The sequence below is a fragment of the Salipaludibacillus sp. HK11 genome (genome assembly GCF_047795645.1).
Taxonomy (GTDB): domain Bacteria; phylum Bacillota; class Bacilli; order Bacillales; family Salisediminibacteriaceae; genus Salipaludibacillus.
In genome coordinates this window covers 1,659,492-1,681,447 of sequence record NZ_CP181045.1, presented here as the reverse complement: position 1 = coordinate 1,681,447, position 21,956 = coordinate 1,659,492, and the positions used below count along the sequence as shown (strand labels likewise).

The following is a 21,956-nucleotide window of genomic DNA, read 5'->3' as shown; positions in this document are numbered from 1 at the left end:
GGAAATAGTGGCGAAGAAAAAAAACTTAACAGGTAAACAAAAGGCCGCCATTTTACTAATCTCTTTAGGTCCAGATGTATCGGCACAAGTATATAAACACTTATCTGAGGAAGAGATTGAAAAATTAACTTTGGAAATTGCTGGTGTAAGAAGAGTTGAACAAGATACAAAAGAAGAAGTTATCGATCAATTTCACCAATTAGCGATCGCACAAGATTACATTACTCAAGGTGGAATAGGTTATGCAAAAGACGTTCTTGAAAAAGCATTAGGGTCAGAAGAAGCGATGGAGATGATTAACAGACTTACATCGACTTTACAAGTGAGACCATTTGATTTTGCTCGAAAAACAGAAGCGTCTCAAATTTTCAACTTCATTCAAAATGAACATCCACAAACGATTGCTCTCATCTTGTCCTATTTAGAGAGTGAGCAATCGGGTCAAATACTTTCTGCGCTTCCGCAGGAAGTTCAAGCGGATGTGGCAAAAAGAATTGCAATTATGGATAGTACTTCTCCTGAAATTGTAAATGAAGTTGAGAGTATTCTAGAACGTAAATTATCTGCTACTGTAACGCAAGATTACACACAAGCTGGTGGAATTGAGTCGGTAGTAGAAGTTCTGAATAGTGTAGATAGAAGTACGGAAAGAACAATTCTTGATGCGTTAGAAATTCAAGACCCTGAGTTGGCAGAAGAAATCAAGAAGAGAATGTTCGTCTTTGAAGATATTGTTACTCTTGATAATCGATCAATTCAAAGAGTTATACGTGATGTGGAGAATGAAGATTTACAACTTTCATTGAAAGTAGCTAGTGATGAAGTGAAAGAAATCGTCTTTAGTAACATGTCACAAAGGATGTCAGAAACCTTTAAAGAGGAAATGGAATTTATGGGTCCGGTTAGATTGCGTGATGTAGAAGAAGCGCAAACAAGAATCGTAGCCGTGATTCGCAGATTAGAGGAAGCGGGAGAAATCGTTATCGCACGTGGTGGAGGAGATGATATTATTGTCTAGGCTTATTAAGTCACCGTATACCAATCAACCTGAATTTGGTAATAGGACAATAAAACTCCGAACCATTGAGAAGCCAGCTAGAAATGAAACTGCCGCTACGCATGAAGATGGTCTCGGTGAAATTGATGAAGAAACACGCAATGCTATTCAATATAAAGAACACGAGCGAATGATTGAAAGTGAGAAAGAAAACATTGAGTACTTAAAGCAAGAATTTCAAACTGAAGTAGAAGAATGGCAGGCTCAACTGGAAGAACAGAAGAAACAGATCGAAATGGAAGCTGAAGTGAGATTTAATCAAGCAGCAGAAGAAGGTTATAACCAAGGGTATCAGGATGGGGTTACGCAAGTAAACCAAGAATACTCTAACTACATTAATCAGGCTAAAGAGACAGTTGAAAACTCTAAATTTGATTATCATAGTAAATTGAGTGAATCTGCTCCTGTTATGTTAGAACTAGCAATGACAGTTGCCGAAAAAATAATTGGGGACACTTTGCTAGAACAAGATTCAGCTTGGTTAAACCTTGTGAAAGATGCTGTAACTGAAGTTCGTGAACACGAAGAAGTTAAAATATACATTCACCCTGCTTGGTATGAAACTACTTTGCAACAAAAGAAAGAATTACAGGCAATTGCTCTTCATACGAGAGAATTATTGATTTTTCCAGATGAATCAATGAATGAGAATGATTGTATTATTGAAACTCCTTTTGGACAAATCGATGCCTCTGTAGACAGCCAGTTACGTGAATTGAAGCGAGTATTAGTTGAAAAATTAGCAGAAGGAGTAACCGATGAGCATTGATACATTAATCCCACAAATCAAAGAGGTTTCTTCTTATAAGCATTACGGGAAAGTCTCACAAGTCGTAGGACTTATGATTGAATCAAAGGGGCCACAGGCTTCTGTGGGAGATTTGTGTTTCATCATTGTTGGAAAGAAACAACGTCGCAAAATTCTCGTGGAAGTCGTGGGGTTTCGTAATCAACATGTATTATTGATGCCCTTTGAGAGGGTGGATGAAATTGCTCCTGGCAGTTTAGTAGAAACAAATAACCAACCTTTACAGATTAAAGTCGGTTCAGGTTTGATAGGAAACGCCCTAGATAGTTTAGGCAGACCATTTGATGGTAGTGACGTACCAGGAGGAGCTCAACCCGTTTCGACAGATAATCCTCCCCCTAACCCATTGAGTCGCCCTAGAATTTCCACTCCTTTGACGATGGGAGTTAAAGCAATTGATGGCCTATTTTCAGTAGGGAAAGGTCAAAGGATGGGAATATTTGCAGGTAGTGGTGTAGGGAAAAGTACACTAATGGCGATGATTGCAAAAAATTCAGATGCAGACGTAAACGTTATTGCGTTGATAGGTGAACGAGGTCGAGAGGTTCGTGATTTTATTGAGCGTGATTTAGGACCTAAAGGAATGGAAAATACGATTGTTATTGTAGCGACTTCAGATCAACCAGCGTTAATGAGAATTAAAGGTGCCATGACGGCAACAGCTATTTGTGAATATTTTCGGGATCAGGGACTAAACGTTACACTTATGATGGATTCAGTCACACGAGTGGCGATGGCACAAAGAGAGATTGGCCTTGCTATAGGCGAACCGCCAACGACAAAAGGATATACTCCATCTGTCTTTGCACTTCTACCACGCCTTCTCGAGAGAAGTGGAACAAATGAAGCGGGGTCGATTACCGCTTTTTATACAGTATTAGTTGATGGGGACGATATGAATGAACCGATCGCTGATAGTGTTCGCGGAATTTTAGATGGTCACCTTGTATTGGATAGAAAACTGGCAAATAAAGGTCATTTTCCAGCAATTGATGTCTTAACAAGCATTAGCCGTGTGATGAACGATATCGTTAGTGAAGAACATCGTCAAACAGCCGATTATATTCGTAATATGTTAGCAACGTATCATGATTCTGAAGACTTAATTAATATTGGTGCCTATAAAAAAGGTTCAAATAAGGAAGTCGATGAAGCTATTAAAAAGTATCCAGAGATCATGGCGTTTTTAAAGCAAAGCCTCGACGAATCTGATGGTTTTTCAAAAACAGTCAAGTTAATGCAGGGGCTGTTTGGTAAAGGAGGGAAAGGATGAGCTTTAAATTTTCGTTAGCAAAAGTTCTTGAAGTGAAAGACTATGAAAAAACGGAAGCTGAGCTCGCGTATACGGAGTCAGTAAAACAATTTGAAGACGTTGCTACAAAATTGTTTGATCTTCTGAAGCGAAAAGAAGAATTAAATTCTGCAGCAGAAGAAAAATTAGGAAAAGGCTTAACAATCTCAATGATTCAAATGAATGAAAAAACAATTGCTTATTTGCAAAAAGAAATTGATAAATTACAATTCAATACACAAAAAGCAAGAAAAGTAATGAATGAAAAAGAACGGTACTTAACGTACAAATCTATTGATGTAAAAAAGTATGAAAAGATGAAAGAGATTAAACATCAGCAATATATACATGACGAAAAACGAAGTGAGCAGAGGTATTTAGACGAAGTTTCTGTTCAACAATTTGTCAGGCGATGAAATCAGGTGAAACAATGAGTAAAAACAAACAAAAAGAAAAGTCGCAAAGTAAATTTCAAGTCATTTTTATGGTGATAGTAATCCCTGCTTTTTTTGCAGTAATTCTAGCGGTCGTGCTACTTTATTATTTAGGATTTGACGTTGGTGGGACCGTTAAACAAGCTGCAAGTGCTTTGCCATTTATATCGGAGGATGAAGAATTAGAAGATGGAGAAGAGCGACTTACAGATGAAGAATCAATTGCTCAGTTGGAGCATGAAAATCAATCTTATCTTCAACAGATTCAGCAATTAGAAAATCAACTGGAAACGTCAGAAGCAGAATTAGAGACATTACAAGAAGAACTCTTAACTTTACAAAGTGATGAGGTTGATTTAGATGAAGAAGCGTTGGGTGAGGTCACAGCTGATGTTAATGATATTGTGAAAACGCTAGAAGAAATGACCTCATCCAAAGCGGCAGATATTATTAGTGAACTTCCTGAAGGCGAGGCTGTTACTTACTTAAGGATGATGAACGTTCGTAATCGATCTGACATATTGGGTAGAGTGGAAGCTGAGACAGCTGCTGAATTGCTAAGTCAAATGTCTAACTGATGAAATAAGGACTTGAAGGGGGGTGAAAAAATGAATGGAATGATGGCTATGATGCCGTTGGTTAGTATGAATAAGGGCGCCAAGGTTGATTCAACAGCGATGGTTGCTTTAGAAGGAGAAAGTAAATCTTCTTTTATCAAGGCGTTAACATCAATTATGGATGGGGATAAAAAGGTCCTAAAAGATGGAGCGAACGAAGGACAATCTTTATTATCTCACAACTCATTAAAAGAGCTTGTCGACAATTTAGATGAACCTTTAACAGAGCTATTAGGCCTGATTGAGCAAGTTGCTTTAGAGGATAGTTTTATGTCGGCTGAGACGCTCCAATCAGATGAAATCATTCAATTAATGAGTGTGCTACCAGAAGACTGGCAGGAAGAGTTACTATCATTATTTGAAAATCACAGTTCACTCGAAGGTATTATTGAGGAGTTTAAAAGTACTGGAGACCCGGTGACTTTGATAACCATAGTTTTCTCCTTTTCGCAAATGGAATCGGAAATCACTGTAAATGAAGATTCAGAGAATGCTCATCAAAAAGTACAGGAATTACTATCAACATATTTTCCAGAATTGATACAAAATGACGAGAATCAAAGTATCCAAGAAACGTTGATTCATTTAAGCAATTTTCTAGCTAATGGTGATCAATTTCAACAAGATAGTTTACTTTCGCAAGAGATGCTTGAGGATGAAGAGTTAGAGAAACTTATCAGTGTATTGCCTGATGAGGTTCTACAAGAATTGATCGCATTGTTTGAAAATCAGACGTCTCTTAATGAAGTTCTTGAAGAATTCACTAATACGGGCGAGATTGCTCCTTTATTAGCACTGGTGGCTTCATTTTCTGCAAGCGGAAATGGCATAAAACCTGAAGGCGAAAATAGAGCGCAACATGCTATTCAGCAATTAATATCAACGTATTTCCCTGAACTGTCACTAAACGATAAGAATCAGAGTACACGTCAAACTCTCGTTCAATTAACCGAGTTTTTAGCTAGTGGAGACCGTTCGTCTAGTAGTAGTCAGCTTCGTTCGGATGTACCATTAAATACAACTAGATTTGCTGAATTAGCTTACATGAACCAATTAGCTTCTGAAAATGCACAAACTAAATCTTCAAATCATTCACAGCCAACTTCTATGTTGTTAGATACGACAAATAGTCAGATGGCAAGGTTTCAAGCGATGGTGCTTCCATCAGGAGAGGCAACTCCTGAACGACCATCTCAAGAACAATTTATTCGCCAGTTTCAACATCTTTTATCGAGAAGTACGTTTCAGCAATTTGCAAATGGTACACAACAGCTGAGCATGAAACTTCACCCTGCTTCACTAGGTCGGATGGATATCACGATTCAACAAGTGAACGGAGTGATGATGGCAACATTAATGACAACGACAAAAGTCGCTAGGGATTTAATGGACGGTCAGTTGGCGCAATTGAGAAATGCCTTTCAATCACAAAACATCCAAGTGGATAAGATTGAAGTGACGCAACAACAGCAGAATCTACTTCATAAAGATTCTAATCAAGATGAAACGAAACAACAACCAGAAAATGACACAAGAGACAACGAACTAGCGGATGATGACGATGAAGATGCAGAGCAATTTGCTGACTTACTGGAAAATACGATTAACATTGAAGCTTAAAGGTGGGATGAAGAATGCCAATAAACAATCAAGTGACACAAAGCTTGTATCATGCTGAATACATGCAACAACAGCAGCAAAAAAGCGGCGCTGCTGCAGATTTAGACAAAGATGCGTTTCTTAAAATTTTGTTAACGCAATTACAAAATCAAGATCCAATGAATCCGATGGAAGACCAAGAATTTATCGCACAAATGGCGCAATTCACTAGCTTAGAGCAGATGACAAACATGAATGAAAATTTACAGAAGTTTATAGATATGCAGGTACAGAATGATTTTGTATCACATAGTGACCTTATTGGAAAGAAAGTAGAATGGGAGAAAGTTATTACTGAAGGAGAAAACGAAGAGACGGAATTGATGGAAGGAATAGTCACATCTGTCGTTTTCAAAGATGGCCAATCACAGCTTGTCATTGATGGAGATGCTAGAGTAACTGCTAAAGATCTCTTGTCTGTGACAAACCCAGAATAAAATACGGTGAGGTGAGTAACATGAGTGCTAAAATCATGCCCCATCACCTGCAACAGCCACTACCGAAACCGGCGGTTAAAAGACCTGTCTCGGAAAGTAAAACTGAAAATAGTTTTCAAAACATGTTGGCAAATAAAATTGATGAACAACAAGAACTAAAAATAAGCAAGCATGCCGAGCAGCGAATATCAGACCGAGGAATCAATATAAACGGTGATGTATGGAATGAAATTCAGATTAAGATAAAAGAAGCGAAACAAAAAGGTGTGCAAGATTCACTCGTATTAACAAATGATGCGGCTTTCGTTGTAAGTGCAAAAAACGAAACGGTTATTACCGCAATGGATCGTGAAGAAGCATCGTCACAAGTTTTTACTAACATCAGTGGAGCAATCATCATTAATAAGTAGTGATTAACTGGCTGGACCTAATTGATAGGAAGCCACATGCTGTGGACCGATGGAAGCAGCAAACAAAAATAGAGGGTGTCGAAGGGAGAACGAACATATGATTCGATCGTTATATTCAGGTATAGGTGGAATGAACAACTTCCAAACAAAGTTAGATGTTATTGGTAATAATATTGCCAACGTGAATACATTCGGTTTCAAAAAAGGTCGTGCAACATTTAATGATATGGTTAGTCAACAAATGCAAGGTGCAGGTGCTGCGATTGATGGAGCACGCGGTGGTACAAATCCAATGCAGATTGGTTTAGGTGGAAGTACTTCTTCGATCGATACGATTACAACTCAAGGACCACCACAGTCAACAGGGAGAGATTTGGACCTTGCGATTTCAGGTGATGGATATTTCGTTGTGAATGACGGAGATCAAAATTTTTACACTCGTGCCGGTAACTTTTATTTAGATGAAAATGGCACACTTGTAAATGCTGATGGGTTGAATTTACAAGGGTATTCAGCTGCGGTACTTGATGAGGATGATGTTGTTCTTGATGATGCAAATTTATCAAATCTGTTTATTCCAGCAGGGCAAAGTATAGAGCAAATGAGAGATAATCCTATTTTTGGAGGTACATTTGCTGAAGATGTTGATGATGCTGCTGATATCTTCTTACAAAGCTTCAACATCTCTGACTCTGGTATCATTACAGGGGTCTTCTCAGATAGTGAGAATCGTGTCCTTGGTCAACTTTCTATGGCTACCTTTGCCAATCCAGATGGTTTAAATAAAGCAGGTAGTAATACATTTACACCAACAAATAACTCTGGGGCACCGCAAATTGGGATCTCAGGTGAAGAAGGCCGTGGCGGAATTATCCCTTCTGCACTAGAAATGTCTAACGTTGACCTTTCTGAGGAGTTTGCAGAAATGATTGTCGCTCAGCGTGGGTTCCAAGCAAATACGAGAATGATTACAACATCAGATGAAATTCTACAAGAGCTTGTCAACTTAAAACGATAGACTAGTGGCTTGGCTTAGCGTTGAGGTAACGCTAAGCCAATCCAATTTTACATACGGAGGAGGAAGAGCCTCGCTTATAAAAGTGGTGCTTGAACAAAATGGTGACATTGACTCGCTTAAATGACCAAATATTTACTTTAAATGCAATATATATAGAGCAAATTCAATCGTTTCCAGATACGACGATAACATTAACGAATGGAAAGATGATTGTCGTTAAGGAAACTGAACAAGAATTAATCACTCAGATTGAGCATTTTTACAAGCGTATTGGGTTAATTCCTCTAATTACAAATCAATTTGAAGAAGAGAGTAAGGAGGAATAATCATGTTCCAAAATCGCTTAATCAATATTATGCTGATTATTCTTGTTGCATTAACGCTGGTTGGCGTTCTTGCATTGGTTTTATACACGCAAGTGTTTCAAGACTCAGACCCAGAAGGGGAGCCGACGATTGATCAGGTATTAGAGAGATCTGTAGAAACCGATGAAATTACGACGAATTTATTATCAAATCATATTATTAGGTCCCAATTTGTTATTCAATTAGAAAATGACAATGCCAAAGATGAATTTGAAAAACGTAGTTTTCAAATCGAGAATATCATTATTCAGGAATTGTCTGACATGAGTGCGTCAGATTTTCAAGGATCTGAAGGGATTCAACAACTTGAAGATCGTATTAGAAATGAAATCAATCAACTTATGGAAGATGGGGACGTGATTCAAGTTTATATGAATCAACGTGTGATTCAGTAATGCAGTTAGTGATGATAGAAAGTGAGGTGAGGTTAGATGGCAGATGTTCTGTCACAAGGTGAGATTGATGCGTTATTGTCTGCGATATCAACTGGCGAGATGGATGCTGATGAGTTAAAAAAAGAAGACACCGAGAGAAAGGTTCGTTCGTACGACTTTAAACGTGCGCTTCGGTTTTCTAAGGATCAGGTTAGAAGTTTAACAAGGATCCATGAGAATTTCGCTCGCCTATTAACGACGCAACTTTCAGCGCAATTGCGTACGTTTGTTCAAATTAGCGTCGCGTCAGTTGATCAACTCCCTTATGATGAATTCATTCGGTCTGTGCCGAAAATGACCATCTTAAATGTATTCGAACCTTTCCCATTAGACGGTAGGTTTGTGATGGAAGTGAATCCTAATATCGCATATGCGATACTTGATCGTTTGCTTGGAGGGCAAGGAGAAGCATATAACAAAGTTGATAGTTTAACAGAAATTGAATCAAAAATATTGACTCAGTTGTTTCAACGAACGTTAGAGACATTTCGAGAGGCATGGTTATCTGTTGAAGAGCTAGACCCGGTCATGGATGATTTAGAAGTGAATCCTCAGTTTCTTCAACTTGTTTCTCCAAATGAAACGGTGGTTGTCATTTCTTTCTCTACAACAATCGGCGAATCATCGGGAATGATCAATATTTGTTTACCTCACGTGGTAATTGAATCGATTTTGCCGAAACTGTCTGTACATTTATGGATGCAAGCAAAAAAGAAGGAACGATTACCTGGAGAACTAGACTCATTGAAAGGTAATATTAAAAAGGCTCCGCTCGAATTGACAGTTGAGCTCGGAAAATCAGAGATAACAATAAAAGAATTTTTGCACTTAGGTAACGATGATATTATCGAATTAGATCAATTAATTGAAGATTCTTTAGTGTTCCGTATCGGAAATGAACCGAAATACAAAGTACAACCAGGAAAAATGAACAATCATGTTGCTGTTCAAATAACAGATATTATAGAAGAGGAGGGGAGATAGATGAACGACGATATGCTCTCACAAGATGAAATTAATGCTTTATTAAATGGAATGGATGAAGGTGATGATTCCAACCAAGAAGAAAAAGAAAATAGTGGAAGTGAATTGATAATCGAAAACTATCTTTCTGGTATTGAACAAGATGCATTGGGTGAAATAGGGAATATTTCATTTGGTAGTTCAGCTACAGCACTTTCTACACTGTTAAATCAAAAAGTCGAGATAACAACCCCTACAGTTTCTATCATTGGAAAAGATGAATTAGAACGAGAGTTTCCAAAACCTCACGTTGCTATTTCGGTTGAGTATACAACAGGTTTTGAAGGATTAAATTTATTAGTTATTAAAACATCCGACGCTGCTATAATTGCAGACTTGATGATGGGAAATGATGGTACAAGTGCTTCGGAAGAAATGGGAGACATGGAGATAAGTGCAGTCCAAGAAGCAATGAATCAAATGATGGGGTCTGCCTCCACTTCGATGTCGACTATTTTTAATAAAAAAGTGGATATTTCCCCACCAGAAATTGATTTACTCGATCTACCTGAAAATCCAAACAAAGTGATACTTCCAGGGGAAGATGTATTAGTGAAGATATCATTCAATTTAAAGATTGGTGATTTAATTGATTCAGATATTATGCAACTTGTAACGGTCTCATTTGCAAAGGAAATGGTTGAACAACTCATGAATCCGGAACCAGAGACAACAAGTCCGGAGACAACTTCTTCAAATGAACAACCGATAGAGCAACAAAAGCCAATGCCACCACCAAGTAATGAACCAAAACCAGTGCAAAACCAAGAGGCACCTGCTGCTCAGCAGCAACAACAAAGGCCAGGACCTCAACACTTATCGTCTGGATCGAGTCAACCGCAAAGAACAGCTAATGTACAACCAGCGGCCTTTTCCAACTTCGAAGCACCATCGCTAAGTGAAAACGAAGCAAAGAATTTGGACATGTTAATGGATATTCCATTGGAGGTAACCGTCGAATTAGGCCGAACAAAACGATCAATAAAAGAAATTTTAGAATTGGCACAAGGTTCCATTGTAGAGCTAGACAAGTTAGCGGGAGAACCTGTTGATATTTTAGTTAATCAGCGTCTCATTGCCAAGGGTGAAGTGGTAGTTATTGATGAAAACTTTGGAGTCCGAGTAACGGATATAGTTAGTCAAAAAGAACGACTCAACAATTTACGCTAGATAATCATAAATGAACATAAGGGGGATATATAATGGCGACTAAAGTACTTATAGTAGATGATGCAGCTTTTATGAGAATGATGATTAAGGATATTTTAACAAAGAACGATTTTGATGTGGTTGGTGAAGCTGGTGATGGTGCTCAAGCACTTGAACTCTACAAAGAACTATTACCAGATCTCGTAACAATGGATATTACGATGCCTGAAATGGATGGGATTACTTCTTTGAAAGAGATCAAAAAACACGATCCTAATGCAAAGGTAATTATGTGTTCAGCTATGGGACAACAAGCAATGGTTATCGATGCGATTCAAGCAGGAGCTAAGGACTTTATCGTAAAACCTTTTCAAGCAGATAGAGTGCTAGAAGCAATCAATAAGACATTAGGATAATCGCTCCAGAGGACGTGACGAGATTGAAGAAAATACAACGATTAGTCATGATTTTTATTTTATTGTCGTTTTTTACAATGAATAATGTTTATGCGGATGATTTTGGAGAAGGTGACCGCAATGTCAATCAAATTCTCGACTCATTCCAAGATGATTTAGATGATGAACGGCAAGATTTGAATTCTCCAGATGAAGATGAAGATGATCAACGAAGTGAAGAAGTGGAAGAAGATGAACTACAATTAGGAGCAGCAACAGATCAGAATCTCTTCTTTCTTATTCTGCAAATGTTTTTAGGTTTAGGTGCTGTTTTGTTTGTCATTTATTTTTTACTTAAATTTGTTAACAAAAGGGCGCAAAGTTTTAATAGTCACTCAACAGTACAAAATATAGGTGGTACAGGAGTAGGTTCAAAAAGTTCTGTTCAGATTGTCCGTGTCGGAAAGAGAGTTTTGGTTGTTGGTGTCGGTGAGACGGTTCAATTGTTGAAAGAAATTGATAACCCTCAAGAAATTGATGATTTGATGGAATCCTTCCAAGGTTCACAAGACTTTTTTGAACAGCCTATTTCTCGATTTACTAATTGGTTGCAAAAAAAGAAGACGAAGCAGCCAAATGAAAATGAAGATGCCTTTCGTCGTTTATTAAATGATGAGATGAAAGGTGTCAAGAGATCTCAATCGAAGGTCCATTCTGCAATAGAGGAGAAAGATTAATGATTGCAATGATTGAAATTCCATCATTAGATATCTTTAGTGAAGATCCTGAGAATTTAACAGCAACCATTCAATTACTAATCTTGTTGACGGTTCTTTCGCTAGCACCAGCTATTTTAATACTCATGACGAGTTTTACGAGAATTGTGATTGTCTTGTCATTTGTGAGATCTGGTTTGGCTACACAACAAATGCCACCAAATCAAGTTATTATTGGTTTAGCACTTTTCTTAACTTTTTTTATCATGGCACCAGTATTTTCAGAAGTAAACGAAAACGCCCTTCAACCACTATTTGAAGGTGAAATTACTCAAGAAGAAGCATTTGATTCTGCTGCATCGCCAATGAAAGAATTTATGGCACAGCACACAAGAGAGAAGGATTTAGCCCTTTTTATGGGATATGCAGGCCAAGAAAGACCTGAAACGTTAGATGACATTCCATTAACATCACTTGTTCCAGCATTTGCAATTAGTGAATTGAAAACCGCATTCCAAATTGGCTTTATGATTTTTGTACCATTTTTGGTAATTGATATGGTTGTAGCAAGTGTATTAATGTCAATGGGAATGATGATGTTACCTCCCGTGATGATTGCACTACCGTTTAAAGTATTACTATTTGTTATGGTAGATGGATGGCATTTAGTCGTTCGTTCATTATTATTTAGCTTTTAGAGGAGGATCATTATGAGTCCTGAAATGGTTATATCATGGGCAGAACAAGGGGTATTTACAGTGTTATTAGTTTCAGGCCCTTTACTGATCGTAGCTTTAGGTATTGGTCTAGCGGTTAGTATTTTTCAGGCAACGACGCAAATTCAGGAACAGACGTTAGCGTTCATACCAAAAATCGCAGGAGTGTTAATTGCTCTAGTCATTTTTGGTCCTTGGATGTTAGCGCAAGTGATGACGCTTGCTGAAGAAATATTTAGTAATTTACATCAATTTATAGGATGATACTATGTTAGAAATTTTTGAATGGTTCCCTGCATTTCTGCTCATTCTTGTTAGAATCTCGTCCTTCTTACTAACGCTACCTTTTTTTTCCTATCAAAATATTCCCGGTCAAATGAAAATTGGACTTGCTGTTTTTATGTCTTGGATTATTTTTTTTACAGAAGATTGGCCTGTTTTTGAAATTAACTATGAATTTTTCTTATTGATAATAAAAGAAGCACTTGTTGGATTAACTGTTGGCTTAATTGCTACAATTTTACTCTATGCAATTCAAGTTGCTGGAGGTCTTATTGACTTGAAGTTAGGATTTATGATTGCAAATGTGATAGATCCACAAACGGGAGCTCAATCACCATTGATCGGTAGTTACTTATATACGTTCTCATTATTATTTATTTTAGCAACAGATGCGCACCATTTACTGATTGATGGTATGTTTTACAGTTATCAGTTTGTGCCAATAGATCAGGTATTTCTTCCGTTTGGAAATATATTAGTCATCGAACATGTTATCACAGCATTTAATACGATGTTTATTATTGCTTTTCAAATGTCCATGCCCATTGTAGGATCTATTTTTTTAGTTGATGTTGCTTTAGGGATGGTAGCTAGGACAGTTCCCCAAGTTAATGTCTTTGTCGTTGGATTACCGCTTAAAATATTTTTGGGTTTTATCGTATTATTTCTTACAATGGCGCCATTTTTTCTTCTAGTTGATAATTTAGTGGAAACGATGACGTTAACGATGCGTAGATTGATGGAGTTATATGGAGGGGTGTAAAAATGTATTTATCCCTTGATTTACAATATTTTGCTCAAGAAAAGACAGAAAAAGCAACTCCGAAGAAAAAGAAAGAATCTAGGGACAAGGGGCAAGTTGCTAAGAGTAGTGATGTAAATACTGCGATTATCCTATTGTTTTCGTTTCTGTTTTTTATGTTTATTGGATCCTATATGGTTGAACAACTCTTCATCATGGCTCAATTTACGTTTACAGAGTATCTATTAACCGATTTATCTGAAGAAAATGTCGGAGCGATGTTAACAGAGTTTCTTGTACAAATGGCTATTACGATGGCACCTATCATGCTTGTCATTATTTTGGCAGCGATATTTAGTAACTATTTACAAGTGGGTTTTCTTTTTGCGCCTGAAGCGATAAAAATGAAATTGGAGAAAATTGATCCGATCAAAGGTTTTAAACGAATATTTTCAATCAGAGCACTCGTAGAATTTTTAAAATCGATGTTGAAAATAACACTTGTAGGGATAGTTACAGGTGGCGTGTTATGGTTCTTCTTGGAGGATTTGTTGCGGTTAGGCTTGTACTCAATTGAAGAGGGAATGAGTTTAATTGGAAACCTCATTGCTATTATGGGTTTAGGAGTAGCACTCTTGCTAATATTTTTATCGATTTTAGATTATATGTACCAAAAGTATGATCACGAAAAAAATATAAAAATGTCCAAACAAGATGTAAAAGATGAATACAAAAAATCAGAAGGTGACCCGCTTATAAAATCAAAAATCAAAGAAAAGCAAAGACAAATGGCGATGAGTAGGATGATGCAGGAAGTTCCGAAAGCGGATGTCGTGATCACGAACCCTACACACTACGCGATTGCATTGAAATATGATGACTCGAATATGGATGCTCCATTAATCGTCGCAAAAGGAGTAGACTTTATTGCACTGAAGGTCATTAATGTCGCAAAAAATAATGATATCATGACGGTAGAAAATCGTCCTTTGGCTAGAGCCTTATATGATCAAGCCGAAATAGGTGATCAAGTACCAGAAGATTTATTTAAGGCTGTAGCGGAAGTGTTAGCGTACGTATATCGGATTCAACGAAAAATTTAGACCTTAGTAAGTTTTAAAAGGAGAGAAGCGCAATGCCATTGAAGGATTTCAGCATATTATTAACAGTTATCTTAATCGTCATTATGTTGATAATTCCGTTACCGACAGGAATGATTGACTTTTTGATCATTATCAATATATCCATTGCGCTTTTAATCATTTTAGTCTCAATGAATACGAAGGAGCCTTTGCAATTCTCTATTTTTCCAACTTTGTTATTGCTAGTCACTCTGTTTCGTTTAGGATTAAACGTTTCTACTACTCGTGCGATCCTTGGTAATCAAGGTGATGCAGGTAATGTTATTGAGACGTTCGGTGAATTTGTTGTTGGCGGAAATGCCCTCGTAGGTTTTGTTGTGTTTATTATTCTAGTTGTCATTCAATTTGTTGTTATTACCAAAGGTGCTGAAAGAGTATCAGAGGTCGGTGCTCGTTTTACGTTAGATGCGATGCCAGGTAAACAAATGAGTATTGATGCTGATTTGAATGCAGGAATGATTTCTGATATTGAAGCGAGGGAGAGGCGTAAGAAAATCGAACAAGAAGCAGATTTTTATGGTGCGATGGATGGTGCCAGTAAATTTGTTAAAGGGGACGCAATTGCCGGGATTGTTATAGTAATTATTAATATTATTTTTGGACTAGTTATCGGTATGCTGCAAGAAGGACTCCCTTTAGCTGAAGCAGCTAGCAAGTATACCCTTTTAACCGTAGGGGATGGGCTTGTCAGTCAAATTCCAGCATTACTTATCGCTACTGCAACTGGTATCGTTGTTACCAGAGCTTCTTCAGATGGGAATTTAGGGCATGACATTACAAGTCAATTGCTTGCTTATCCTGCGATGCTATATGTTGCAGGGGCAACGATTTTAGCTTTAGGTATATTTACACCAATTAATCCCGTTGTAACATCGACCATTGCTGCGGTGTTTGCTTTAGGTGGTTTTATTATTGCAAGGGATCAAAAGAAATTAGTCGATTCAAGTGAGGAACATGAGGAACAAGCGGCGAGTGGCGAAGAAGAAGATATCAAGTCGCCTGAGAGTGTGATTAACCTTTTACAAGTTGATCCAATCGAATTTGAATTTGGTTACGGGTTAATCCCATTAGCTGATGCTAACCAAGGCGGAGATCTTCTTGATAGAGTCGTGATGATCCGACGTCAGCTAGCTATTGAGATGGGAATGATTGTTCCTGTCATTCGCATCCGTGACAATATTCAATTACAACCAAATGAGTATTCAATTAAAATTAAAGGGAACGAAGTGGCAAAAGGAGAGTTGTTACTCGATCACTTTATGGCTATGAGTCCAGGAGTTGAAGATGAAAGTATTACTGGAATCGAGACAGTAGAACCTGCATTTGGTTTACCGGCACTGTGGATATCTGAAGATTTAAAAGAACAAGCTGAACTATCTGGTTATACGGTTGTTGATCCACCATCTGTTGTGTCAACTCACTTAACTGAGGTAGTTAAAAAACATGCTCATGAACTAATTGGTCGACAAGAGACGAAGCAGTTGATTGATCACTTAAATGAAACGTACCCTACATTAGTCGAAGATGTTACACCAAATCCATTATCAACAGGGGATATTCAAAAAGTACTGAGCAATTTGTTGAATGAGAAAGTATCGATTCGGAATTTACCGGTTATTTTTGAAACTTTGGCTGATTATGGTCAGATGACAAAAGATACTGATCTGATTACAGAATATGTTCGTCAGTCACTTTCTAGACAAATATCAAAGCATTATGCTGTTGAAGGGGAGCCTCTCTTTGTTATCACTGTAAGTGGCTCTGTTGAGAAAATAGTTGCAGATGGAATACAACAAACAGATCATGGCGCGTTCTTAAATTTGGACCCTAATACAACACAAACGATTATTGAATCGATGATGGGAGAAGTAGAGAAAATGCAACAGACTGGACAAATGCCAATTTTTCTATGCTCACCAGCTGTAAGAATGTATATTCGACATCTTATTGCCAGGTATATTCCTCAAGTTCCAGTTTTATCTTATAACGAGCTAGAACCGCACATTGAAGTGCAAAGCGTTGGGGTGGTGAACAGTCAATGAAAGTGAAGAAATATTTAGCGAAAGACATGTCTGAAGCGATGACGAAGATTCGTACAGAGTTAGGTCAAGACGCGGTAATTTTAAATTCAAAACGTGTTGAAACAGGTGGTTTTCTAGGATTTTTCACGAAAAAAAATATTGAAGTGATCGCGGCAATTGACCCAGAGGTTAATGCGGTTCGTCCGGAAAAGAAACCTTTGCCTACTTCATCAAAAACAGGAAAGCGACAAGTAGTGAATCAAGATCGAGATACTTCTAAATTATCAAATGACATTAAAGAACTAAAATTATTAGTTAAAGGCATGCAACAGGCGACATCTTCAGGCGCGGCAGAAGATTACCCACAACTTTTAGAGGAGTACAATACTCTCTTGAAAGATCAAGAGCTAAGTAATTCATTTCGAATGGAAGTAATGAAAGGCTTATTGAAAAGATGGTACCGAGAAGAAGGTGAAAAACGATCTGTTGACGAAGTTGAACAGTGGGTAAATGACGAAATTCGTCAATTAATAGCAAACCATGACTTCGGCTGCTTTAATTACAGTAAAAAATATTTAAATGTCGTGGGACCAACTGGTGTCGGAAAAACGACAACAATTGCTAAAATTGCAGCAAAAGCTGTTTTACATGATGGTAAAAAAGTTGCTTTTATCACGACGGATACTTTTCGTATTGCAGCAATTGAGCAGTTGAAAACGTACGCTAAGATTCTTGATGTACCAGTGGAAGTTGCCTACTCCATGCAAGATTTCAAAGAAGCATTAGACCGTCTTGATGATTATGATTTTATTTTAGTCGATTCAGCAGGGAGGAACTTTCGCAACCCTCTTTATGTTGAGCAATTAAATGACATCATTGATTTTAATGAGCAAATGGAGACGCATTTAGTTTTAGCAATGACTTCGAAATATCGAGACATGAAAAAAATTATCGAACAATTTCAGTTAATAAAAATTAACAAGTTTATATTTACGAAATTAGACGAAACCGATTCAATTGGTGCGATGGTAAATGTCATGTTGGATTTCAATATTGGTGGAAGCTATTTAGCTACTGGTCAAAATGTACCTGATGACCTAGAAGAAGCATCCGCAGCAAAAGTAATTGAACGGTTATTAAGGAGGTGAGGGTCCTTTGAATGATCAAGCTGATGCTTTGCGAAACAAAATGACTCGAGCCAACACAACTTCTGAAAAAAATCGCGAAATTAATACAAAGGTCATTGCGGTTGTTAGTGGTAAAGGTGGCGTTGGAAAATCAAACTTTGTCGTTAACTTTTCATTAGGTTTACAAAATAGTAAAAAACGTGTACTTATCATAGATTTAGATATTGGTATGGCCAATATTGATATTTTATTAGGACAAACGTCAACGTATTCTATTGTAGATATGATTCAGAAGGAAATGTCGATCTGGTCAGTTATCGAGAATGGACCTTCAGGATTATCTTATATAGCTGGTGGAAGCGGGCTTGCGGATATATTTGAAATGGATAGCGGAAAGGCAGATTTTTTTTATCGGCAAATTGAATCATTAACAAAAGAATTCGATTATATTTTTTTCGATATGGGGGCAGGTGTAACGAGTAGTAGTTTTCATTTTTTATTATCTTCTCATGAAGTCATCCTTGTTACGACACCTGAACCGACTTCTATCACTGATGCATATGGCATGGTTAAATATATAAATTTAAAAGAGCCAGAGTTACCAATTTCGATGATCGTCAACCGTGCTCGTTCAACAAAGGATGGGAAACATACGTCTCAAAACGTATTGAATGTAACGAAAAGATTTCTAAACAAAGATATTCGCTTTTTAGCTACGTTGCCAGATGATGAAGTGGTTTGGAAAGCAGTTAGAGCACAACAACCTTTTTATCTGTATGCTCCAAGATCAAAAGCATCACAAGCTATTCAAAAAGCTGTAGATAGGTATCTTCTAGATGGGGTGAAAGGAAATGAATCAAAGTCGATTCAGTCTTTTTTAAGCAAATTAAAAGGATTCATTGTGCAGTAATTAGTGCTAAGACAGAAAAATTTTCCAGATGCTTTTAATTAATACTACTACATCTAGGATGTGAGGAAATGATTAATGTACTCGTAGTAGATGATTCTGCCTTTATGAGGAAAATGCTTTCGGACATGTTAACCAAGCATGAAGATATACATGTAATAGATAAAGCAAGGAACGGTAAAGACGCAATAGAGAAAGTGCTTAAATATGAGCCTGATGTGATTACAATGGATGTAGAAATGCCTGTTATGTCAGGAATTAATGCGTTAAAAGAAATTATGCTTAAACATCCGACACCTGTAATTATGGTATCAAGCACAACGAAAGCAGGCACGGATACGACGATAAAAGCAATGGAGTATGGAGCGTTTGATTTTATTTCGAAACCATCTGGTTCTATCTCTTTAGATATTCATAAAGTAGAAAGTGATTTAATTGGCAAAGTACTTCTCGCATCAAAGGTCTCCTTAAATACTTTGAACCTTAAACCTATCGTGCCAAAAAAAACGTTAAAGCTAAATGAGCAAGATAATCATTTTTCTAAGAAAGAAGCGGGAAATCAATCAGTGAAAGGTTTGACAAAAGTTGTTTTGATAGGAACGTCAACAGGTGGGCCAAAAGCCCTTCAAAATGTACTACCACACCTTCCTAAGGACTTCCCTCATCCTATATTGATTGTGCAACATATGCCGAAAGGATTCACTAAATCTTTGAGTGAAAGATTGAATACTTTATCAGAAATTACTGTCAAAGAAGCAGAAAATGGAGATATTTTAAAAAAAGGTGTTGCCTATATTGCTCCGGGAGGATACCATTTAAAAGTAAGGGGTGTCGGGACTTCAGTAGCGGTCAATTTAGATCAATCAGATCTAGTTAATGGTCATCGTCCATCCGTAGATGTGCTATTTTCTTGTTTTGATTCGATAGATATCACTGATTTCATAGCAGTTACCTTAACGGGAATGGGATCGGATGGTAAAAAAGGGCTGGTAAATTTGAAGGAGACTAAACGTGTGATTGCCATTGCGGAATCAGAAACTAGTTCAGTAGTATTCGGCATGCCTAAAGCAGCAATTGAAACAAATCTAGTAGATGAAGTCGTTACCTTGAATGACGTAGCATCAACAATTATTAAATATTGTTAAATTAGGAGGGATTGTATTGGAAAAAGATGAGTATTTAGAAATGTTTATTGATGAAAGCAACGAACACCTTCAGGCTTTGAACGATAATTTGCTTAAGTTGGAAGAAAAACCGGATGACTTACCTATTATTAATGAAATATTCCGATCTGCACACACATTAAAAGGAATGTCAGCAACGATGGGGTATGAAGACTTGGCAAGTCTTACACATCAAATGGAAAATGTCCTTGACGCAATAAAGACTAACAAGTTAGAAGCGACTAGTGTGTTACTAGACGTAGTTTTTGAAGCTGTTGATCACCTTGAAGCGATGGTTCAAGATATAGCTAATGGTGGTTCAGGTAAACGAGATGTAAAAGAAGTTGTCATAAAACTTGAAAAAATTGAAAAAGGTGAACTTGTAGATGAAGTCGCTGCTACGAAAATCCCAGAAAAAACAATTGGAAATGAGATTCATTCTTACGATGATTTTGAATTAACTGTTTTGAGTCAGTCAGCAGAACAGGGATTTAATGCTTATAGGCTAGAGGTCTCATTAAGAGAAGACGTGATCTTAAAAGCTGCACGAGTGTTCATGGTATTTGAAGTACTAGAACAAGTAGGCGAAGTCATAAAATCTACCCCTACTGTTGATCAATTAGAAGAAGAGAATTTTGATTTAAGTTTTTCTGTAACGATTGTTACAAAAGAAACGGAAACGGATGTCCGAGCTCGAGTGATGAAAGTCTCAGAAATCGAAGAAATCAAGGTGACAAAGATCGATACTGAAGAAATCGATCAAGCGCAGGGAAATTCATCTAATGTAGATGAAGAGAAAACAGACGAGTTAGTTGAGGGTAAAGTTCAGGGTGAAAGTGAAAACAAACCTGAAACGGAGCAAAAGACTGCTCAAGCAGCTAATAAGACGATCCGTGTCAATATTGAAAGGCTCGATAGCCTGATGAATTTATTTGAAGAATTAGTGATTGATCGTGGACGTTTAGAACAAATTTCAAGTGATTTAAAGAGTAATGAGCTTACTGAAACAGTAGAGCATATGTCACGAATATCAGGGGATCTGCAAAGTATCATCTTAAACATGAGAATGGTTCCAGTTGAGCAAGTATTTAATCGGTTTCCACGAATGGTTAGAGGTTTGGCGAAAGATTTGAACAAGAAGGTAAACCTTGAAATAATCGGAGCAGATACTGAATTAGATCGAACTGTTATTGATGAAATTGGTGATCCTCTAGTTCACTTGTTGAGAAATTCGATGGACCATGGCGTAGAGACTCCAGAAATTAGAAGAAATTCAGGTAAGCCTGAAGAAAGTAAGATCACGCTTAAGGCTTATCATAGTGGAAATCATGTCTTTATTGAAGTTATAGACGATGGGGCAGGAATAAATCGAGATAAAGTTTTAGCAAAAGCGATAAGTAGTGGGGTTGTGTCGGCAGAAAATGGACCAAACCTTTCTGATAAACAAGTATATGAGTTGTTATTTTCAAGTGGTTTAAGTACTGCTGACGTGATATCTGATGTTTCAGGTCGTGGCGTCGGACTCGATGTTGTAAAAAACAAAATAGAGTCTTTGGGAGGAAATGTTACGGTCAATTCTACTCCGGGTGAAGGGACGATGTTTTCGATCCAGTTACCTCTCACGTTATCAATTATTTCGGTTATGCTCGTTGAGGTTCAAGCTGAGATTTACGCAGTACCACTTTCTTCAATTATCGAGACAGCGATTATTAAAAAAGAAGATATTATGGCTGCACATAATCAAAAAGTGATTGATTTCAGAGGAAGTGTTGTTCCACTTATGAATTTAACTAATTTCTTTGAAGTTCCGGTAACAAAAGAGGAAGACGAATATTATTCCATCGTTATTGTCCGAAAAGGGGAAAAAATGGCGGCTTTAGTCGTTAATTCGTTTATAGGACAAAAAGAAATTGTACTAAAATCACTAGGAGATTATTTAACTAGCGTATTTGCGATTTCTGGTGCAACGATTCTTGGTAATGGACAAGTTGCTTTAATTATTGATTGCAATGCTTTAATAAAGTAGGATTGACGATTTTAGTC

At 37.3% G+C, this 21,956-nt stretch carries 24 protein-coding genes; all 24 read left to right on the top strand.

Annotation, left to right across the window (positions count from 1 at the left end; genetic code table 11):
- Positions 1 to 7: 7 nt before the first annotated feature.
- The 24 genes from fliG (at position 8) to ACM26V_RS08185 (ending at position 21,939) form a co-directional block, all read left to right on the top strand.
- Positions 8 to 1,018 carry a flagellar motor switch protein FliG gene (gene fliG, locus ACM26V_RS08300; RefSeq protein WP_416150953.1) on the top strand — a complete coding sequence of 337 codons (1,011 nt, stop codon included), beginning with the start codon at positions 8 to 10 and terminating at the stop codon, positions 1,016 to 1,018.
- The gene (gene fliH, locus ACM26V_RS08295; RefSeq protein WP_416150952.1) at positions 1,011 to 1,826 is read left to right on the top strand and encodes a flagellar assembly protein FliH; all 816 of its coding nucleotides are present in this window, start codon (positions 1,011 to 1,013) and stop codon (positions 1,824 to 1,826) included. The genes fliG and fliH overlap by 8 nt, the downstream gene beginning before the upstream one ends.
- A complete protein-coding gene (gene fliI, locus ACM26V_RS08290) occupies positions 1,816 to 3,138 on the top strand; it encodes a flagellar protein export ATPase FliI (RefSeq protein WP_416150951.1) in 1,323 nt (440 codons plus the stop codon). The genes fliH and fliI overlap by 11 nt, the downstream gene beginning before the upstream one ends.
- On the top strand, positions 3,135 to 3,572 hold the full coding sequence (gene fliJ / locus ACM26V_RS08285) for a flagellar export protein FliJ (RefSeq protein ID WP_416150950.1): 438 nt from the start codon (positions 3,135 to 3,137) through the stop codon (positions 3,570 to 3,572). Before fliI ends, fliJ begins: the two co-directional genes overlap by 4 nt.
- Before the next feature lie 14 nt (positions 3,573 to 3,586).
- Positions 3,587 to 4,168 carry a hypothetical protein gene (locus ACM26V_RS08280; RefSeq protein WP_416150949.1) on the top strand — a complete coding sequence of 194 codons (582 nt, stop codon included), beginning with the start codon at positions 3,587 to 3,589 and terminating at the stop codon, positions 4,166 to 4,168.
- A gap of 30 nt (positions 4,169 to 4,198) precedes the next feature.
- Complete coding sequence (locus tag ACM26V_RS08275; protein ID WP_416150948.1) at positions 4,199 to 5,827, top strand: flagellar hook-length control protein FliK; 1,629 nt, start codon at positions 4,199 to 4,201, stop codon at positions 5,825 to 5,827.
- Positions 5,828 to 5,841: 14 nt separating this feature from the next.
- Positions 5,842 to 6,303, top strand: a complete 462-nt coding sequence (gene flgD, locus ACM26V_RS08270) for a flagellar hook assembly protein FlgD (RefSeq protein WP_416150947.1) — start codon at positions 5,842 to 5,844, stop codon at positions 6,301 to 6,303.
- A gap of 20 nt (positions 6,304 to 6,323) precedes the next feature.
- Positions 6,324 to 6,713, top strand: a complete 390-nt coding sequence (locus ACM26V_RS08265) for a TIGR02530 family flagellar biosynthesis protein (protein WP_416150946.1) — start codon at positions 6,324 to 6,326, stop codon at positions 6,711 to 6,713.
- 97 nt (positions 6,714 to 6,810) lie between these two features.
- Positions 6,811 to 7,731, top strand: a complete 921-nt coding sequence (locus ACM26V_RS08260) for a flagellar hook-basal body complex protein (RefSeq protein ID WP_416150945.1) — start codon at positions 6,811 to 6,813, stop codon at positions 7,729 to 7,731.
- A gap of 98 nt (positions 7,732 to 7,829) precedes the next feature.
- Positions 7,830 to 8,057: a flagellar FlbD family protein gene (locus tag ACM26V_RS08255; RefSeq protein ID WP_416150944.1), complete on the top strand. Its 228-nt coding sequence runs from the start codon at positions 7,830 to 7,832 to the stop codon at positions 8,055 to 8,057.
- Positions 8,058 to 8,059: 2 nt separating this feature from the next.
- The gene (gene fliL / locus ACM26V_RS08250; RefSeq protein WP_416150943.1) at positions 8,060 to 8,491 is read left to right on the top strand and encodes a flagellar basal body-associated protein FliL; all 432 of its coding nucleotides are present in this window, start codon (positions 8,060 to 8,062) and stop codon (positions 8,489 to 8,491) included.
- Positions 8,492 to 8,527: 36 nt separating this feature from the next.
- Positions 8,528 to 9,514 carry a flagellar motor switch protein FliM gene (gene fliM, locus ACM26V_RS08245; protein ID WP_416150942.1) on the top strand — a complete coding sequence of 329 codons (987 nt, stop codon included), beginning with the start codon at positions 8,528 to 8,530 and terminating at the stop codon, positions 9,512 to 9,514.
- On the top strand, positions 9,515 to 10,723 hold the full coding sequence (gene fliY, locus ACM26V_RS08240; RefSeq protein ID WP_416150941.1) for a flagellar motor switch phosphatase FliY: 1,209 nt from the start codon (positions 9,515 to 9,517) through the stop codon (positions 10,721 to 10,723).
- Positions 10,724 to 10,755: 32 nt separating this feature from the next.
- Positions 10,756 to 11,118 (top strand): response regulator, encoded by a 363-nt coding sequence (locus ACM26V_RS08235; RefSeq protein WP_416150940.1) that lies wholly within the window; start codon positions 10,756 to 10,758, stop codon positions 11,116 to 11,118.
- 23 nt (positions 11,119 to 11,141) lie between these two features.
- Complete coding sequence (locus ACM26V_RS08230; RefSeq protein ID WP_416150939.1) at positions 11,142 to 11,834, top strand: flagellar biosynthetic protein FliO; 693 nt, start codon at positions 11,142 to 11,144, stop codon at positions 11,832 to 11,834.
- A complete protein-coding gene (gene fliP, locus ACM26V_RS08225) occupies positions 11,834 to 12,511 on the top strand; it encodes a flagellar type III secretion system pore protein FliP (RefSeq protein WP_416150938.1) in 678 nt (225 codons plus the stop codon). The genes ACM26V_RS08230 and fliP overlap by 1 nt, the downstream gene beginning before the upstream one ends.
- 12 nt (positions 12,512 to 12,523) lie before the next feature.
- Entirely contained in the window at positions 12,524 to 12,793 is a 270-nt protein-coding gene (gene fliQ, locus ACM26V_RS08220) for a flagellar biosynthesis protein FliQ (protein WP_416150937.1), read from the top strand.
- A 4-nt stretch (positions 12,794 to 12,797) separates the two neighbouring features.
- Positions 12,798 to 13,574, top strand: a complete 777-nt coding sequence (fliR, locus tag ACM26V_RS08215) for a flagellar biosynthetic protein FliR (RefSeq protein WP_416150936.1) — start codon at positions 12,798 to 12,800, stop codon at positions 13,572 to 13,574.
- Positions 13,575 to 13,576: 2 nt separating this feature from the next.
- The gene (flhB, locus tag ACM26V_RS08210; protein ID WP_416150935.1) at positions 13,577 to 14,656 is read left to right on the top strand and encodes a flagellar biosynthesis protein FlhB; all 1,080 of its coding nucleotides are present in this window, start codon (positions 13,577 to 13,579) and stop codon (positions 14,654 to 14,656) included.
- 32 nt (positions 14,657 to 14,688) lie between these two features.
- Positions 14,689 to 16,737, top strand: coding sequence for a flagellar biosynthesis protein FlhA (flhA, locus tag ACM26V_RS08205; protein ID WP_416150934.1), 2,049 nt, complete (start codon positions 14,689 to 14,691; stop codon positions 16,735 to 16,737).
- Entirely contained in the window at positions 16,734 to 17,864 is a 1,131-nt protein-coding gene (flhF, locus tag ACM26V_RS08200; RefSeq protein WP_416150933.1) for a flagellar biosynthesis protein FlhF, read from the top strand. Before flhA ends, flhF begins: the two co-directional genes overlap by 4 nt.
- A gap of 7 nt (positions 17,865 to 17,871) precedes the next feature.
- Positions 17,872 to 18,753, top strand: a complete 882-nt coding sequence (locus tag ACM26V_RS08195; RefSeq protein WP_416150932.1) for a MinD/ParA family protein — start codon at positions 17,872 to 17,874, stop codon at positions 18,751 to 18,753.
- A 68-nt stretch (positions 18,754 to 18,821) separates the two neighbouring features.
- The gene (locus ACM26V_RS08190) at positions 18,822 to 19,895 is read left to right on the top strand and encodes a protein-glutamate methylesterase/protein-glutamine glutaminase (RefSeq protein ID WP_416150931.1); all 1,074 of its coding nucleotides are present in this window, start codon (positions 18,822 to 18,824) and stop codon (positions 19,893 to 19,895) included.
- Positions 19,896 to 19,911: 16 nt separating this feature from the next.
- Complete coding sequence (locus tag ACM26V_RS08185; protein WP_416150930.1) at positions 19,912 to 21,939, top strand: chemotaxis protein CheW; 2,028 nt, start codon at positions 19,912 to 19,914, stop codon at positions 21,937 to 21,939.
- The last annotated feature ends 17 nt before the right edge of the window (positions 21,940 to 21,956 follow it).